This is a genomic window from Sneathiella marina, from assembly GCF_023746535.1.
Lineage (GTDB): Bacteria > Pseudomonadota > Alphaproteobacteria > Sneathiellales > Sneathiellaceae > Sneathiella > Sneathiella marina.
Genome location: NZ_CP098747.1, coordinates 230,516 through 246,878 on the forward strand (window position 1 = coordinate 230,516; position 16,363 = coordinate 246,878).

At 47.6% G+C, this 16,363-nt stretch carries 16 protein-coding genes; 15 read left to right on the top strand and 1 reads right to left on the bottom strand.

Annotated features, from left to right (window positions below; translation table 11 throughout):
• The first annotated feature begins 11 nt into the window (after positions 1-11).
• From pxpA to NBZ79_RS01230, 7 genes are all read left to right on the top strand, one after another.
• Positions 12-743, top strand: a complete 732-nt coding sequence (gene pxpA, locus NBZ79_RS01200; RefSeq protein ID WP_251934714.1) for a 5-oxoprolinase subunit PxpA — start codon at positions 12-14, stop codon at positions 741-743.
• Between the two features lie 36 nt (positions 744-779).
• A complete protein-coding gene (locus NBZ79_RS01205) occupies positions 780-1,022 on the top strand; it encodes an acetyl-CoA carboxylase (RefSeq protein WP_251934715.1) in 243 nt (80 codons plus the stop codon).
• Positions 1,023-1,034: 12 nt separating this feature from the next.
• Positions 1,035-2,420: an acetyl-CoA carboxylase biotin carboxylase subunit gene (locus tag NBZ79_RS01210; RefSeq protein WP_251934717.1), complete on the top strand. Its 1,386-nt coding sequence runs from the start codon at positions 1,035-1,037 to the stop codon at positions 2,418-2,420.
• Positions 2,417-3,292, top strand: coding sequence for a 5-oxoprolinase subunit B family protein (locus NBZ79_RS01215; RefSeq protein ID WP_251934719.1), 876 nt, complete (start codon positions 2,417-2,419; stop codon positions 3,290-3,292). The genes NBZ79_RS01210 and NBZ79_RS01215 overlap by 4 nt, the downstream gene beginning before the upstream one ends.
• A complete protein-coding gene (locus tag NBZ79_RS01220; RefSeq protein WP_251934720.1) occupies positions 3,282-4,256 on the top strand; it encodes a 5-oxoprolinase subunit C family protein in 975 nt (324 codons plus the stop codon). Before NBZ79_RS01215 ends, NBZ79_RS01220 begins: the two co-directional genes overlap by 11 nt.
• A gap of 369 nt (positions 4,257-4,625) precedes the next feature.
• Positions 4,626-5,921 (top strand): 4-aminobutyrate--2-oxoglutarate transaminase, encoded by a 1,296-nt coding sequence (locus NBZ79_RS01225; protein WP_251934722.1) that lies wholly within the window; start codon positions 4,626-4,628, stop codon positions 5,919-5,921.
• A gap of 198 nt (positions 5,922-6,119) precedes the next feature.
• On the top strand, positions 6,120-7,301 hold the full coding sequence (locus NBZ79_RS01230; RefSeq protein WP_251934723.1) for an ABC transporter substrate-binding protein: 1,182 nt from the start codon (positions 6,120-6,122) through the stop codon (positions 7,299-7,301).
• A gap of 13 nt (positions 7,302-7,314) precedes the next feature.
• On the opposite strand, the gene NBZ79_RS01235 is transcribed toward NBZ79_RS01230, so the two are convergent.
• The gene (locus NBZ79_RS01235) at positions 7,315-8,328 is read right to left on the bottom strand and encodes a GntR family transcriptional regulator (RefSeq protein WP_251934724.1); all 1,014 of its coding nucleotides are present in this window, start codon (positions 8,326-8,328) and stop codon (positions 7,315-7,317) included.
• 236 nt (positions 8,329-8,564) lie between these two features.
• On the opposite strand from NBZ79_RS01235, the gene NBZ79_RS01240 reads away from it, so the two are divergent.
• The 8 genes from NBZ79_RS01240 to NBZ79_RS01275 all read left to right on the top strand — a co-directional run bounded on the left by NBZ79_RS01240 (position 8,565) and on the right by NBZ79_RS01275 (position 16,361).
• Entirely contained in the window at positions 8,565-9,659 is a 1,095-nt protein-coding gene (locus NBZ79_RS01240; protein WP_251934726.1) for an ABC transporter ATP-binding protein, read from the top strand.
• A complete protein-coding gene (locus tag NBZ79_RS01245; RefSeq protein ID WP_251934727.1) occupies positions 9,656-10,570 on the top strand; it encodes an ABC transporter permease in 915 nt (304 codons plus the stop codon). Before NBZ79_RS01240 ends, NBZ79_RS01245 begins: the two co-directional genes overlap by 4 nt.
• Positions 10,571-10,579: 9 nt before the next feature.
• The gene (locus NBZ79_RS01250) at positions 10,580-11,437 is read left to right on the top strand and encodes an ABC transporter permease (protein WP_251934728.1); all 858 of its coding nucleotides are present in this window, start codon (positions 10,580-10,582) and stop codon (positions 11,435-11,437) included.
• A complete protein-coding gene (locus NBZ79_RS01255) occupies positions 11,434-12,180 on the top strand; it encodes an SDR family NAD(P)-dependent oxidoreductase (protein ID WP_251934729.1) in 747 nt (248 codons plus the stop codon). Before NBZ79_RS01250 ends, NBZ79_RS01255 begins: the two co-directional genes overlap by 4 nt.
• Before the next feature lie 12 nt (positions 12,181-12,192).
• Positions 12,193-12,954, top strand: coding sequence for an SDR family NAD(P)-dependent oxidoreductase (locus NBZ79_RS01260; RefSeq protein ID WP_251934730.1), 762 nt, complete (start codon positions 12,193-12,195; stop codon positions 12,952-12,954).
• Between the two features lie 43 nt (positions 12,955-12,997).
• A complete protein-coding gene (locus NBZ79_RS01265; protein ID WP_251934731.1) occupies positions 12,998-14,218 on the top strand; it encodes an ABC transporter substrate-binding protein in 1,221 nt (406 codons plus the stop codon).
• 79 nt (positions 14,219-14,297) lie between these two features.
• Positions 14,298-15,407, top strand: coding sequence for an ABC transporter ATP-binding protein (locus tag NBZ79_RS01270; protein WP_251934732.1), 1,110 nt, complete (start codon positions 14,298-14,300; stop codon positions 15,405-15,407).
• Positions 15,408-15,479: 72 nt separating this feature from the next.
• Entirely contained in the window at positions 15,480-16,361 is an 882-nt protein-coding gene (locus NBZ79_RS01275; protein ID WP_251934733.1) for a polysaccharide deacetylase family protein, read from the top strand.
• Positions 16,362-16,363: the final 2 nt, after the last annotated feature.

Here is a 16,363-nt window from a genome sequence, read left to right on the forward strand (position 1 = left end):
AAGGAAAAAAAATGGCAGTAAACATCAATTGCGATATGGGCGAAAGTTTCAGTCTCTACAAGATGGGCGAGGATGAAGCCATCATGCCCTATGTTACAGAGGCAAATGTTGCTTGCGGATTTCATGGTTCCGATCCAAATCATATGCGCAGTACAGTAGAGTTGGCAAAAAGCCATAATGTAAAAGTTGGCGCTCATTTTTCGCTTCCAGATTTAGCCGGGTTTGGCCGACGGGAAATGAAGATCGAGCGGGCCGAGATGGCCAATATTGTCATCTATCAAATTGGTGCACTTAAAGCATTTCTCGACATGTCAGGCGTAAAATTGAACCATTTGAAGCCGCATGGCGCACTATATGGCATGGCTGCGCGTGATGAGCATATTGCCCATGCGATTAGCGATGCGGCGGAATTTTACGACGTGCCGATATTTGGGTTAAGCGGAACATTGCACGAAGAAATTTATACGCAACGCGGTTTGAAATTTCGCGCGGAATTCTTTGCTGATCTTGATTATGATGATGCTGGTAATCTTTTGATTACGAGAGAGCATCATGCAGTTGATGCGGATGATGTAAGCGCGAAAGCCTTGAGGGCAGTAACTGACGGCATCGTGGTCAGTTTGAACGGCAAGGAAGTTCCGGTCAAAGCCGAAACCATCTGCATTCATTCGGACACGCCGGGCGTCTTGAAGACAGCGAAAGCGCTGTGGGCCGCGCTGGAAGATCATCTGGAGATCAACTGACGTATTTCCAACCATTCCATAAAGGAGAAATGAAGAATGGCAAATTCTGAAATTCGCGCACCGCTTCCCGGTGTTTACTATCGAAGACCATCACCGGAAGAGCCCAACTACAAGGAAGTCGGCGATAATGTCTCCAAAGGGGATGTGATCGGGCTAATTGAAGTAATGAAAACCTTCACGCCCGTCACGTCTGAATTCGAGGGAATAATTGTGGAATTTCAAGTCGAGACGGAAGACCCCGTCATGGCGGGCCAAGTGCTCGTGGTCGTGGAAGGTTAATCGGAACGTATTATGGCTATCACCAAATTACTTATTGCAAATCGCGGCGAGATCGCCGTGCGCATAATACGAGCCGCGCAGGATCTTGGCATCAAAACCGTTCAGGTTTACAGCATCGCTGACGCCACCTCTTTAGCAGTTCAGATGGCGGATGAAGCCGTTGAGATCGGTCCACCGGCGGCCAAAAAATCTTATCTAAATGCCGACGCCGTGTTGAAGGCTGCAAAAGATACTGGGGCAGATGGCATCCATCCAGGGTATGGTTTTCTAGCGGAAAATGCGGATTTCGCTGATGCAGTGGAAGCCGCCGGTATCTCTTTTGTCGGACCCACAGGCGATATGATACGCACCATGGGTGACAAAGCCTCTGCACGTAGAGCCGCGGAAAATGCGGGCGTTCCAACCGTACCGGGCAGTGATGGTATTATTACAGATATGGATGAAGCGGCGGATCTGGCGGAACAGATTGGCTATCCGGTAATGATCAAAGCAACTGCAGGCGGAGGAGGACGTGGTATTCGTGTTGCAGAAACTGCTGAAGAATTTGCTGAGCTCGCCCCGCAAGCATCTGCGGAAGCAGCTGCAGCTTTTGGTGATGGCGGTCTCTACATGGAAAAGCTGATCGCGCTCGCTCGTCACATTGAGGTTCAGATACTTGGTGATGGCACCGATTTCATTCACTGTTATGAACGGGAATGCACCTTGCAGCGGCGGCGGCAGAAAGTGTGGGAGGAGGCTCCCTCTTCCGCGTTGTCAGAGGACGTTCGGGAAAAACTGTGCTCTTCGGCTGTGGCGTTGGCGCGAGCTGTCGGGTATCGTGGTGCCGGAACCGTTGAATTTCTCTATGACGATGAAAGCGGTAGATTCTTTTTCATTGAAATGAATACCCGTATTCAAGTTGAACATCCTGTAACAGAGAGTATTACCGGAATTGATCTCGTCGCTGAGATGATTCAAATCGCTGGCGGAGAACCGTTGTCAATCAAACAAGAGGAAATCGTGGTGCGGGGCCATTCAATCGAGGTTCGGATCAATGCTGAAGATCCCGCCAACAATTTCATGCCGTTTCCTGGCGTTGTTGATGATTTACGTATCCCGGGCGGGCCGGGCGTACGGTTTGATCATATGCTCTATCATGGATACCAGATCCCTCCTTTCTATGACTCGTTACTGGGCAAATTGATTGTTCACGCAGAAAGCAGAAGCTCGGCAATTACCCGACTGAAACGCGCAGTCGCCGAATTGAATTTTGGTGAGTTGAAAACCACAACACCGCTATTCCTGCTATTGGCTGAAGCCGAAGAAGTTCGGTCGGGCAATATCCACACTAACTGGCTGGAGCCATGGCTTGAGACCAATGAAGCAAAGCTTGCAAGCATAGGAGACAATGAAAAATGACGACAAGATTCACGTTCGGAGGCGACGAACATATCTTTGTGGAAATCAGCGAGGAGATGTCGCTGGAAGCTTTTTTTAAATCGCTCTCAATAACAAACGCTGTGCGTGATACGGAGATTAAGGGGGTTACAGAAATTTGTCCTGCAAATGCCTCCTTTCAGATCAAATTTAACCCTGACTTGATTCACCCAGACGATCTTCTGACTGAACTGAAACGTATTGAGCAGAATGCGGATTTATCTGACGCTGTATTGAATACACGGATCATAGAAATACCTGTGTTCTATCAAGACCCCTGGACAAACGAGACACTAATGCGGTTCCGGGAGCGTCACCAGGATCCGACGGTGACGGACCTTGAATATTCAGCCCGGATTAATGGGTATGATACTGTCGAGAGCTTCATTGCCGCCCATGCTGGCTCGCCCTGGTTTGTTTCCATGGTCGGGTTCGTCTCCGGTTTGCCATTCCTCTATCAGATGGTTGAGCGGGAAAAACAGATTCAGGTTCCAAAATACCTTAGCCCCCGAACAGATACTCCGAAGCTCACTGTCGGATATGGCGGCTGTTTTTCTTGTATCTATTCGGTGCGCGGAGCGGGGGGATATCAAATGTTTGGGATTACACCCATGCCCATTTTCGACCCCGAACAGAAGACTAGTTATCTGAAAGATTTTATGGTGTTTTTTAAACCCGGCGACATCGTAAAATGGAAACCCATAAACCGCGAGGAATACGACCAGGCGCTTGCAGAAGTGGACGCCGGAACCTTTGAGCCCCGGATCAGGGAGGTCGTATTTTCTCTCGACGATTTCAACAAAGATATCGAGGGAACAAATACCAAGCTGGAGGAAATTCTCTATGCCAATTAACGTTAAAACAGCAGGACTATCGGTAACAATACAGGACCTGGGCCGGCCGGGTTACTACCACCTTGGAATTCCCATGGGGGGTGCGATGGATCGCTTGGCTTTACGTGCTGCCAATTTGCTTGTCGGTAACGACGAAGGTGCCGCGGCACTCGAAGCCGTTTTTATCGGTCCAGAACTGGAATTCACGGAAGATGCGCTCATTGCAGTTACAGGGGGAGAACTACCTCCAAAACTCGATGGCGAGACAATGGAAACCTGGACAACCATAAAAGTAAAATCCGGGCAAATTCTCACATTTGACTATTTGCGATCCGGAGCCCGTGCGTATATAGCGGTTTCCGGGGGGATCGACACAGCTCCAGCACTAGGAAGTCGGTCGACCTACGCCATTGGCGCCTTGGGAGGAGTTGAAGGCCGTGCTATCGCGCCGGGTGATGTATTGCCGATTGGGGCGAGCCGAGGGTCCATAGCGGAGGGCACTACACTTCCAAAAGAACTTCGCCGCACTCCTGGAAATCCGGTAGAATTGAGGGTCCTCCCAGGCTTGTATTGGCACCGCTTGACGGATGCAGCAGGAGAACGTTTTTTTTCAGAAACCTGGAAAGTTGCCTCTGAAGCAGATCGCATGGGGTACAGGTTTCAGGGCGGCACTCCTATAGAGTTTGTTGAGAGGAAACAACCTTTTGGTGCGGGCTCCGATCCATCGAACATTACTGATTCCTGTTATCCTTATGGTTCGATTCAGATCCCGGGCGGTACCGAACCAATTATTCTTCACCGTGATGCTGTATCGGGAGGTGGATTTTTCACCATCGGCGCCGTGATATCGGCCGATATGGATTTAATTGGTCAATTACAACCGCATACACCAACAAAATTTGTGAAGGTCAACATGCATACCGCCCTTGCAGCGCGCCGTGAAAGATCGGCACTGATTGAAGGAATTCGAGATGTGATTACTTAATTAGCGGCCGAAAATAAACTTCGCACCTCTATTTGATTATCCAAAGGACTGGTACGACTAACCATAAAAAATACAATCTAAAATAGATTAAATATAAATACCAGCATTCGTAATATGGGATTTATTGGGAGAATGACACACGGGTTGGGAAATTTTTGAGGAGCGGGGAAGATATCGGCTCATGTGAGGCAAAAAGTAATTACGCTGTCGATACATTGCTCTTTGGAATTTGGCCGTAGATCAAAGGGAAGTTCTCGTAGCCCCTGGAAAAATATGGTGAGAAAATCGCAGCCGAATGCGTGCAGACGTATTGGAATTACCCATCGAAATTTACTTCAAAAACACTATTAGACGAAGAGAGTTAGTAAAATGACTGACAATGCAACCATGCAAATCCGAAAAAATGAAGCGATAGCCCAGGGTGTTGGCATGATGACTCAAATTTATGCTGAACGAGCAGAAAATGCTGAGATTTGGGATATAGAGGGTAATCGATATATTGATTTTGCCGCCGGGATCGCTGTCGTTAACACCGGCCACCGCCATCCAAAAGTAATTGAGGCGGTGAAGAGGCAGTTGGATCATTTCACGCATACATGTCATCAAGTTGTGCCCTATTCAAACTATGTCCACCTGGCCGAGCGATTGAATAAACTGGTACATGGAGACTTTGATAAGAAAACTGTCTTTGTAACTACCGGCGCCGAAGCCGTAGAAAACGCGATCAAGATCGCGCGGGCTGCGACAGGGCGCACAGCGATCGTCTCCTTTTCGGGCGGTTTTCATGGCCGTACCTTTATGGGAATGGCCCTGACAGGGAAGGTGTTTCCCTACAAGGCTGGTTTCGGAGCAATGCCAGGTGATGTTTACCATGTACCTTTTCCCATCGAATTACATGGCGTATCAGTTGAGCAGTCTCTGGCTGCCTTGGAAACATTATTTAAAGCCGATGTAGATCCATCGCGAGTAGCCGCAATCATTTTGGAGCCGGTACAGGGTGAAGGCGGTTTCTACGAAGTGCCGAGCGGTTTCTTTGAATCCCTGAGAGAGCTATGTGACGAGCACGGAATTTTGCTGATCGCCGATGAAATCCAAACGGGATTTGCCAGAACAGGTACGTTATTTGCGATGGAACAGCACGGTGTTGCGGCAGATCTTACCACGATGGCGAAAGGGCTTGCAGGTGGATTCCCTCTGGCAGCGGTAACCGGTAAGGCGGAGGTCATGGATGCTGCCAACCCCGGCGGCCTTGGTGGAACATATGGTGGAAATCCCCTTGGTATTGCTGCGGCGCATGCAGTTCTGGATGTAATCGAGGAAGAGGATCTTTGTGATCGCTCGATGATCCTTGGTAACCGATTAAAACAGCGGCTTCAAGGGATACGGGAGGAAGTTCCAGAGATAGCGGATGTAAGAGGTCCGGGTTTTATGAATGCAGTTGAGTTTAGTGACGCCAAGACAGGAAAACCGAGCCCAGAGTTTGCTAATGCCGTAAAATCCAGGGCTCTTGAGAAAGGGCTTATTCTTCTAACTTGCGGTGTTCAGGGGAATGTCATCAGATTCTTGTCTCCAATAACAATTGAAGACAATATTTTTCAAGAAGCTTTGGAGATCCTAGAGACATCTATTCGGGAAGTCTATTCTGCAAAAGCCAAAACAAAATGACTTCTGCAGATATTCCGGCAAAATTCCGCTGAAATAGAGTATCGAAAACCTCAAACTGTATACTTGCAGTTATTTGGGCCGTGGAAAATAGAAGTATCGAATATAGATATCATTTATTGGTAAGAATGATTTGACGTACTGTGAGTTTAGACGCAATAAACATCAAAGCTTTTTTCCAGCTTCAGAAGGTGTCCCGAATTGACTGCAGCTCCCAGCATAAAAAAAAGCAAGCCCACACTTCGTGTCCTGGGCACTGCTGTCACTTTGATCGAACCGATCAGAAAAGAAGCAGAGAAAGATCTGGGTATAAATCTGGAATTTACGATTTTGGATGGCACCGAAGCGCAGAGAAAAGGCGCTATGCATCCAGAAAGTTTCGATGTTTATGATCAATGGTTTCACGACTTAGATTTGATCTGGCCCGCCAACTCCATCGGTCCAATAGACGTGAGCCGTATTCACAATTGGGAGCAAATCAACTTACTTCCAAAAGCAGGTAAGTTGGTTGGCAGCTCTCACACTGGATTGCACGGTGATCCTAGCAAACGCCTTTATGTTCAGCTGGACGGTACATTGGGTCAGTCTCCTTCCGGGCAGATTAGTATGTTGCCAACAGTGCATAATGCAGACAGCTTTGTTGTGCCGGAAGAATTGGCGGACAAGATTACGAGCTGGGCTTGCTTGCTGGATCCAAAATGGTCAGGCCGTGTGGTATTGCAGCGGGATGCTGCAATTGGCTGCCTTGATATATTATTGGCCCTGTCCGCAAAAAAAGAATTTCAAGCAGCAGATATAGGAAATCTGGAACTGGAAGAAATAGACGAATTGGCAAAGGTTTTAAGGCGCTATCGTACAAAAGGCCATTTTAGAAGCATTTGGGCGGACGAGATTGACGCAATAGCTGCGATAGATGGAAATACGCCAATCATTGGATCCATGTGGTGGTCCGGGTTGATTGCGTTAAGAGCAAAAGGTATCCCTGTGACAATGGCAACGCCAACTGAGGGGTATCGTGGGTGGTTTGGTGGTATCGCATTATCTCGCCGACTTGATGATCGAACTAAAGACGCGGCCTATGAATATTTGAACTGGTGGTTGGAAGGGCATGCGGGCGCTCTGGCCACCCGGAACGGTGCATACATGTCCAATCCACAAGCATCTCGGCGTTATCTTTCAAAGGCCGAATGGGATTTCTGGTATGGGGGAAAACCGGCGCGGGAAATCATTCGAAACACCTTTGGAGCGCCGGTCTTTAAAAAAGGGGATGTGCGTCCAGGCGGAGCTTATGAAGAGCGAATGTCGAAAGTTGTTGTTTGGGATACAATTATGGATGAACATAATTATCTCGTGCGTCACTGGGATTATGCCCTAGGCCTTTAACCCGTACTATAGGTTAGTATTTCTGCCGAATTAGGAATTGCGGTAGTTCAGGTTCTATAAAAACTGAAAATGTCTTTAATCGGTTGCGACTTCGGGCCGCCGCCAAAACAATGTGCTGCTCCAAGGCTTGCGCGGCCATATCAAATGCCTTTCGCATTACGAAATCCAATACGATGATATGCTCCCGAATAGAAGATAAGGGAGGTGTTGAGCCAACAGTTGAGAAAAAGAGATTGTTGATGACCAAAGTTGATTGGCTTTGACTGATCATAGTTAGCAATGGACTGTTTTTTGATTTTGCAAGTAGATGGACGTGGAGGTCTTCTTCAAGCACGTCACATTCAGATTTTTTTCGTGATGATCCCTGATCATATACAGCTTGAGCTCGCTCCCACATTGCCCGTATTTCCTGGGAAGAAATGAGCTGCGCACTTTCAAACAGGGCAAGTGGCTCTAGCTTGCTTCTAATAGCGTAGTGATTATCCACATCGCGTGTTGTAAGTGGGCCAATAAGCCAATGGGAACGTTCATCTTTTGTTACGAGGCCGCGCTGATTAAGCCGCGATAGTAATTCGCGAATTACAGTGCGGCTAACTTGATAATAATCCGCGGCCATTTGTTCATTGATCTGGTACACACCAAAAGGCAGGGCACGAAGTAGGGATTTCTCAAAATCTCCGGCAATCCGCTGAGAGATAATTCTTGGTTGCTTGGAAATTTTGTCGACCTCGTCGAGGCCAAGATGACTTAGTGTCAATGTAATGCGTTGTGGTTCATTACTACTGTTCTTCCCCGCGACGATATATCCACGACCTTCAAATTGCCGTAATACACCGTTCTCAAAAAGTTCTGCAAAAGCTTTCCTAACGGGCGTTCTGCTGGTGTCAAACAGTCGCGCAACAGGTTCTTCTGTCAGCACCGTATTAGCTTCGAGGCTGCCTCTCTCAATCGCCCTAGAAAGAAGGTTGGCAATCTCGAGATAGCGTGGTGTCGGGCGTTTTGTAATAGAGGCGTTTTTACTTTCCATCTCACTACATCTCACGGCTGAAAATTAGATTCAAGAATAGCTTTCGACGGCGGAACATCAATTTATTTGAATATAAATGAAATTAACGATTTTTGTATACGGAAACCGTATTAAAAATTCAAATACCGAGTATATGAAAAAAATATACATATAATAATTGACTTTTGAATACAAAAAGCATTATTTTTAAAAAACGGATTCGGGAAAAATGTGAAAATATATTGGGGGCGGATGTAATGATGGAGTTGAGGGGATTGGAGAAATCATATGGTGGAAAGCCCGCCATAAAGGATTTATCCCTCGATATACACAAGAACGAGTATCTCACTCTGCTGGGGCCATCCGGATCAGGTAAATCCACCTTGTTGCGCTTAATCGCCGGTCTGGAGCAGCCTGACAGAGGAGGTGTTTTTCTAGACAATGCAGCGCTGCTAAATATGCCTGCTCACATGCGAAACTTGGGTTTCGTTCAACAAAAATACGCGCTTTTTCCACATATGGCCGTGTTTGATAATGTTGCGTTCGGATTACGGTATCGCCATTTAAATCCGCTTGACGACGAAGCTGAGATCCGGACAAAAGTGATGGATATGCTAGAGCTCGTCGGCCTCTCCGACCTGGAAATGCGCAAAGTGGGTCAACTCTCAGGCGGTCAAAAGCAAAGGGTATCTGTCGCCCGAACACTTGTATGTGAGCCTAAAATCTGTCTTCTAGATGAGCCGTTGGGAGCACTGGATGCAAACCTTCGCGAGCGAATGGCGATAGAATTACGCCGCATTAGAGCTGCTCTTGGAGTCACATTCCTTCATGTAACCGGAAACGAGACTGAAGCTCTTGCCATGGGCGATCGCGTAGTCGTTCTGGATAATGGGTGTATTCGACAAGTTGATATACCTGAGAAAATATTTACCAAACCGACTTCGATCCAAGTTGCAAAATTTGTCAATGCTTACAATTTGTTTCCCGGCAAAGGACGACCAGAGAAATTTGAATACTGTGACCATAAATTTCCACTACGCGGAGATGCCGGCGCAGCTCGCTACTACGGCATTAGATATGACCAGATGCGGGTCTCCTATCAAAATGACGGTCAAGCAGGTTTATCAGCAAAATTTGTCACCAGTGAATTCGAAGGCGCACGTATCAAGTATTTTTTTGAATGTCCTGACGTCGGCGTGTTTGAGGCGGAAGTACATCTTGGTGAGGAGGGGCTAGGACGCCTTCAACAAGGAGAGGAATATTACGTTTCATGGGATCCGAACCAGGCGCTGCTATTTGATGGAGCAGGAGAACTTATGAGCGGGTTCGGCGCGACGGAGGGTTTACAATGACTGACATAAAAACTCCCTCCGTAAGTAACTTTGACCAAGAAACTCCAGTTACTGCAGCGAATAATGCGAGAAAGAAAAGCCATTTTCTGTTGTTGGCGCCCGGTGTTTTCTGGATGATCCTCTTTCTTGTCATTCCTCTGGCGATGATGGTTTATGTGAGCTTTTGGACGCAAACAACCTTTGCTGTTAATCCCACTCTTACTGCGAAATCCTGGATAACGTTCTTTTCGTCAGAGACCTATGTGAACGCGTTGCTTAGGACAGGCAGACTCTGGCTGACTGTTCTCGTACTAACATTTGTTATTGGGTATCCTGTCGCTCTTTTTGTCGGGCAGCTCGTTCGCTCCGAAACTCTACGTACAATTTTGCTCGTGACATGTGTCATCCCATTTTGGACATCTTTCTTGATACGCGTATTGGCATGGCGGCCAATGCTTGGAAAGGAAGGTGCCGTAAATATACTGCTACAAAAATTCGGCCTGATCTCAACGCCGATCGATGTTCTTTTGTTTACAGAGTTTTCAGTCGTCATTGGTCTGGTACAGATTTATGTCGTGTTCATGGTTGGACCCATCGCCTTCATGCTTGGCCGCATAGATCACAGCCTTTTAGAGGCAGCTAGAGATCTTGGCGCGTCAACTTGGACAATATTTCGCAAGATAATATTTCCCCTAAGCCTCCCTGGCGTCGCAGTCGGAGCGATTTTCGTTTCAGTAATGGTACTGGGTGAATTCGCTACGCCTGCGGCGTTATCCGGAAGGAAAGTAAACTTGCTCGGAAATATAATTGTAACGCAGGTTGGATCCTTGAAGTGGGCATTTGCGGCTGTTGTTGGTGTCGTTTTAACTATCGTGATGGCGCTGGTAATCACAGCCTTGCTCCGCATCGTCAATCTTAGAAAAGAGCTATGAGGATCAGCCATGTATCATCTTAATGGGCTTCGCTGGGTTCTCGGTTGTTTTACGGCCTTGTTTCTGGTTTTCCTCTATGGGCCATTTGTCGTCATGACAATCTTGAGCTTCCAGCAAGGGCCGGAAGGGGGCCCGCAATTTCCCATAATCGAATGGTCAACCTTCTGGTATAAGCATGTGCTTTCCATTGCAGAGCCGTCAAGGGTCGCGCCGCTTCCCATAGGTGATGCATTGTTGCGTTCATTGACATTGGCTTTTGCGACAATGGTTGTGGCTACCCTTTTGGGAACTTTATCAGCGCAAGCCTTCCGTCGTAACTTCAAGGGATCTGGCGTCGTTTTCTACCTCATCGTCCTCGGAATGATGGTGCCTGGTGTGTTGCTCGGATTAGGTATGGCACTCGTGGCTGATCAATTCGATATTGCGCGCACATGGTGGGGTACAGCCTTTGCCCTTCATGTTGTCTATACGTTTCCTTTTGCCTTCCTCGTTATGTTGGCCATATTCAATCGCTTCGATAAAACCCTCGAAGAAGCATCATGGATGCTTGGTGTAAATCCGGTCAAAACTTTCCGAAAAGTTACGTTTCCAATGATTTTTCCGGGAGTGCTGTCCTCAATGTTATTTGCCTTCACTTTGAGCTATGACGAGTTTCCAAGAACCCTGTTTACCGGTGGTTCCGAGGCAACAATGCCGATCGCCATTTATGGCACCTTCTCTGTTGAAATTCATCCAAACCTGTTTGCCTTTGGTGTCTTGACCACATTGGCTTCGTTCGCTCTTTTGACAATTTATGGCGTGCTTATGGCGCTATCCGTCCGCCGATCAAAAATTCAAAGCTCCGGCCTGCAGGAGGAAATTGCGTGACGAGATTATCTGAAAAACTGGCAGTCGTGACCGGCGCAGGTGCAGGCATTGGTCGCGCGATTGCATATCGCTTGTCGGAAGAGGGGGCAAAAGTAGTTGTTACTGATCTCAACATTGAGGCGGCCGAAGAAACGGCGAAACAAATAATTGCTGCGGGAAATACAGCTTTGGCTGTTCAAGGAGATGTTGCCTCCTCGGTTGATGTTGAAAAGGCGTTTGCGATTTGTGAGGCGGCCTGGGGCAGCTGCAATCTTCTTGTTAATAATGCCGGAATTGCCCAGCAGATTTCGTTTGTCGATATGAAAATTGAAGACTGGGATCGGATGATGTCAGTTCATCTTCGCGGCTGCTTCCTTTCCTGTCGTCGAGCGATCCCGACGATGTGTAAATCAAGGGACGGTGTAATCGTCAATATTGCCTCACAGCTTGGCCAGATCGGCGGGGTTGAGCTTGCCCATTACTCAGCTGCGAAAGCTGGAATTATTGGTTTTACGAAGGCTTTGGCGCGTGAAATCTCAAATACCGGCGTACGGGTAAACGCTGTCGCACCTGGGCCAATAAACACTGAGCTAGTGACTTCACTCTCGGAGGACTGGCGGAAAACAAAGGCGGAAGAATTGCCCCTGGGGCGCTTCGGCGAACCTGAGGACGTTGCCGCAACGGTTGCCTTTTTGGCTTCTGAAGATGCGCGAATTTATGTCGGACAAACTCTAGGCCCAAATTCGGGCGATGTAATGCTTTGAGGAGATAACCAAGTGAGCGAAAAGAAAACGGTACTCATTACTGGCGCCGGAATTGGCATAGGCCGAGCGACTGCCAAAGCTTTTGGTGCCGCTGGATACCGTGTTTTTGTTACCGATATCCTGAAGGCTGAAGGTAATCAAGTTGCTGAAGAAATTAATGAGGCTGGTGGTACGGCCGAATTTAACAAACTGGACGTTCGATCGACAGGGCAGGTAAATGCTTTGGTCGCATCAATTGAAAAGATGTGGGGCGCGCTTGACGTTGTGGTTGGGAATGCTGGCATTGCACATAGAGTTCCACTTGGCGAAATGACAGACCAAAAATGGGATGAGACGTTTGATATAGATCTTAAAGGAATTTTTCGCGTCGTTCGAGCAACTGCGCCGACTATGAGGGCGGCAGGTAAAGGCTCGGTCATAGCAGTCTCGTCGATCATGGGAGTCGCTTATGGATGGGATGAACATGCCCATTATTCCGCGGCTAAAGCTGGAGTGGTCGGCCTTGTTCGTGCGCTCGCTGTAGAATTTGCGCAAGAAGGAGTCCGGGTGAACGGAATCGCGCCTGGGTATATCAAAAGTGCTCAAACCCTTTCCGAACAACATTCTCTTGGGCCGGAAGGTTTAGAGAAAGCCGCGGAATTTATTCCGATGGGCAGGGTCGGCCAGCCAGAAGAAATTGCCGACGTCATCTTATTTTTAGCTTCCAACGCCGCCCGGTACATGACTGGTCAGACCGTGGTCGTCGATGGAGGTTTGCTAGTGGGTAGATACTGATCAGTCATAACCAATTTTAACTCTACTAACGGGGAGATAAAACATGAATAACAAGTTTTCACTAAATCGCAGACAGTTACTGGCAGGCGCCGGTACTGCAGCAGTTATTGGGGGGGCGGGATTGTTAAACAGCCAGTCCGCTTTCGCTGCAAATCTTGGTGACCAGAGCCTCCGCACTGTTGGCCTTTCAGTCACCGTTCAGGAACGAATACTGAATGATTTCAAGAGTAAATCCGGTGTTGGCGATGTCAGCGGGAAAGCTGATATTTTTCCGAATACACAAACGGAACTCTTGTCCGGTTCAGATGCTTACGATGTTTGGGAGACGATTGGCGAACGATTGCCTGCGATGACGTCAACCGGCACAATCCGACCTGTTCCTACAAGTAAGCTTTCTAATTGGGGAAATATCCGGGACACATTTACCAAAGTCGACCCGCGAATGGAGCCGCGAGCTCAAATCTCCGGCCAAATTTGGGCCGACGCAGATAAAACAGAACTGTGGATGGTCCCAACTGTCTATAATTATGACTCCATAGGGTATCGTCCGGATCTTGTGAGCGCCGAGGAAGCGAATACATGGACTGCGTTATTCGATCCTAAATTCAAAGGGAAAACCGGACTGAACGTTGATCCGTTGATTGCTTTCGGGCAAGCGATACTGGCCATGAATTCACTAGGTCTTCTGGAGGTTCCAAACCCAGGAAATCCAAATATCGAGGAAATAGACGAAGCTGCCAAATTCCTTATCGCTAAGAAAAAGGAAGGCCAGTTCCGAGCGCTTTGGGGCGATTTCGGCGAATTGGTCAATCTACTGGCCTCAGGCGAAATGATTTTGGCTGACGCGTGGCAACCAGCAGTAATGGCCGTTAAAGCTCAAGGTATTCCGTGCTCGTATGCCGTGCCAAAAGAAGGGTATCGAGGATGGGCAATCGGGATTTCGGCAATATCAAACTCACCGAATATTGATGCCGTTGAAGCTTATGCGGATTACTGGCTGTCCGGTCCCCCCGCCGTAACGGTATCGGAACAGGGGTATTACTCTCCGACAACAAATGTCAAAGAAGCGATGGACCCTGACAAATACGCATTCTGGTACGAGGGAAAGCCTTGGGTTGGTGCACCAGAACGCGGCATTAAGGATGGCGATTTACGTGATGGTGGTTCCCTAAAAGAACGCGCGTCTCATGTAAACTACTGGCATCAATGGCCCGACGAATATGACCATCTTATTTTGCGCTGGGACGAATTCCTAAGCGCCTAAGAAACGATGCGGGAGATGGTTTATCGCCATCTCCCGCGTAGAAATTGCCTGTAAATTTAGACGTGGAATGATCGATAAAATGGCCGATTTTGATCTCGAATTAATCAAACTTTCTAAAACGTACCCGGGTGGCGCTGTTGCTGTAAAGGAGTTCGATTTAGAGGTGGAACGTGGTGAGTTTGTCTCATTCGTAGGGCCATCAGGCTGTGGAAAAACGACAACTCTGCGGATGATAGCCGGCCTGGAAGACATTACTTCTGGAAAAATTCAAATCCGTGGTGAGGATGTTACTAAAGTTCCGACCGAAAAACGGCCGACATCTACAATTTTCCAAAACTATGCAATTTTCCCTCATATGACGGTGCGTCAAAACATTGAATTTGGCCTCAATGTCAGAAAAATGACAACTAATGTTATCAATAAACGAGTAGGGGACATTCTCGAAAAGCTGGATCTTGGTGATGTTGCAAATGCCAAGGAAGAATCACTTTCAGGCGGGCAAAAACAACGCCTTGCTCTCGCGCGAAGCCTGGTTATCGAGCCCGAAATTTTGCTGCTTGATGAGCCGCTTGGAGCATTGGATGCCAATCTAAGAAGATCTATTCAGGAAGAACTTAAACTTCTGCAACGTAGTCTCGGAATTACGTTCATATTTGTAACTCATGCACAATCGGAAGCTCTGTCTCTATCCGATAGAATAGTCGTCATGAATGCAGGAGAGGTGGAGCAAATCTCCGATCCCCTGGAGCTATATACGAGACCACAAACACCGTTTGTAGCAAAATTTGTGGGTTCAAACTTGATTTTTCCGGCGCGGTTCGAAGCGATGTTGGATGAGAATGCTGCTGTTTCGACCGACATCGGAAGTTTTGATGGTATGCCGGTATTTGACAGGTCCTCATGTAAAAAAGGAGAGACCGTATCATTGGTAATTCCATCTGAATTTATAGATGTTTTTCCCTCTGAGAAAGCCATTTACAAGGATAATTGTAACTACCTCAAAGGGACACTCTCTGAGGTCGATTTTGTCGGTCGAGATGCCTACCTTTCCATTGTGCTTTCTAATAATCAGCCGATCAGACTGCAGAGTGACGCGACAGCGATACGGTCACGCAATCTTACTCCTGGGGGGCCAGTGGATATGCAATGGCGTAGGCAAAGAGCAACAGTTGTATTGGGCCATGCATGAATATTGATGAGCGGTTTCGGCAATAGCCTAAGAGTTTTGACTAAATGATAACCTTCAAAATGGAGAAAAAGAATGACGAAAGAAATCTTGTGCGCGTTTGGGGTAGATGTGGATGCGGTTGGCGGTTGGTTGGGATCCTATGGCGGGGAAGATAGCCCATGTGATATTTCCCGCGGCATGTTTGCCGGCGAAGTGGGGTCAATGAGAATTCTGGAGTTGTTTGAGCGTTGGGGAATTAAATCCACGTGGTTTGTACCTGGCCATTCTTTGGAAACTTTCCCTAAAGAAATGGCGGCAGTCGCCGCGGCTGGGCATGAAATAGGAATGCATGGTTATAGCCATGAAAATCCCATTGCCATGACACCTGAGCAAGAAGAAGCGGTAATGGATAAATCCATTCAACTTATTGAAGATCTTTGTGGACGACGTCCAACGGGATATGTTGCTCCTTGGTGGGAGTTTTCTCATGTTACCAACGAACTATTGCTGAAAAAGGGGATAAAATACGACCATTCCCTCATGCACCGAGATTTCACTCCTTATTATGTGCGCGTTGGAGATAGTTGGACAAAAATTGATTACTCCAAAAAAGCGGAAGAGTGGATGAAGCCTTTGGTACGCGGAGAAGAGTCAGATCTCATTGAAATTCCATGTAGCTGGAATTTAGATGATCTCCCGCCAATGATGTTTATAAAGGCTGCGCCGAATAGTCATGGTTTTGTAAATCCTCGGGATCTCGAACAAATGTGGCGCGATCAATTCGACTGGGTTTATCGCGAAATGGATTATGGTGTCCTCACCTTCACAATTCATCCCGATGTTTCTGGTAAGCCACATGTATTGATGATGCTGGAACGACTTTATAATCATATTATAAGTCATCCAGGCGTCAAATTCACGACATTTGACGCGATCGCCGATGATTTTGCGGCGCGCTCTCCTCGCGTGAAATAATT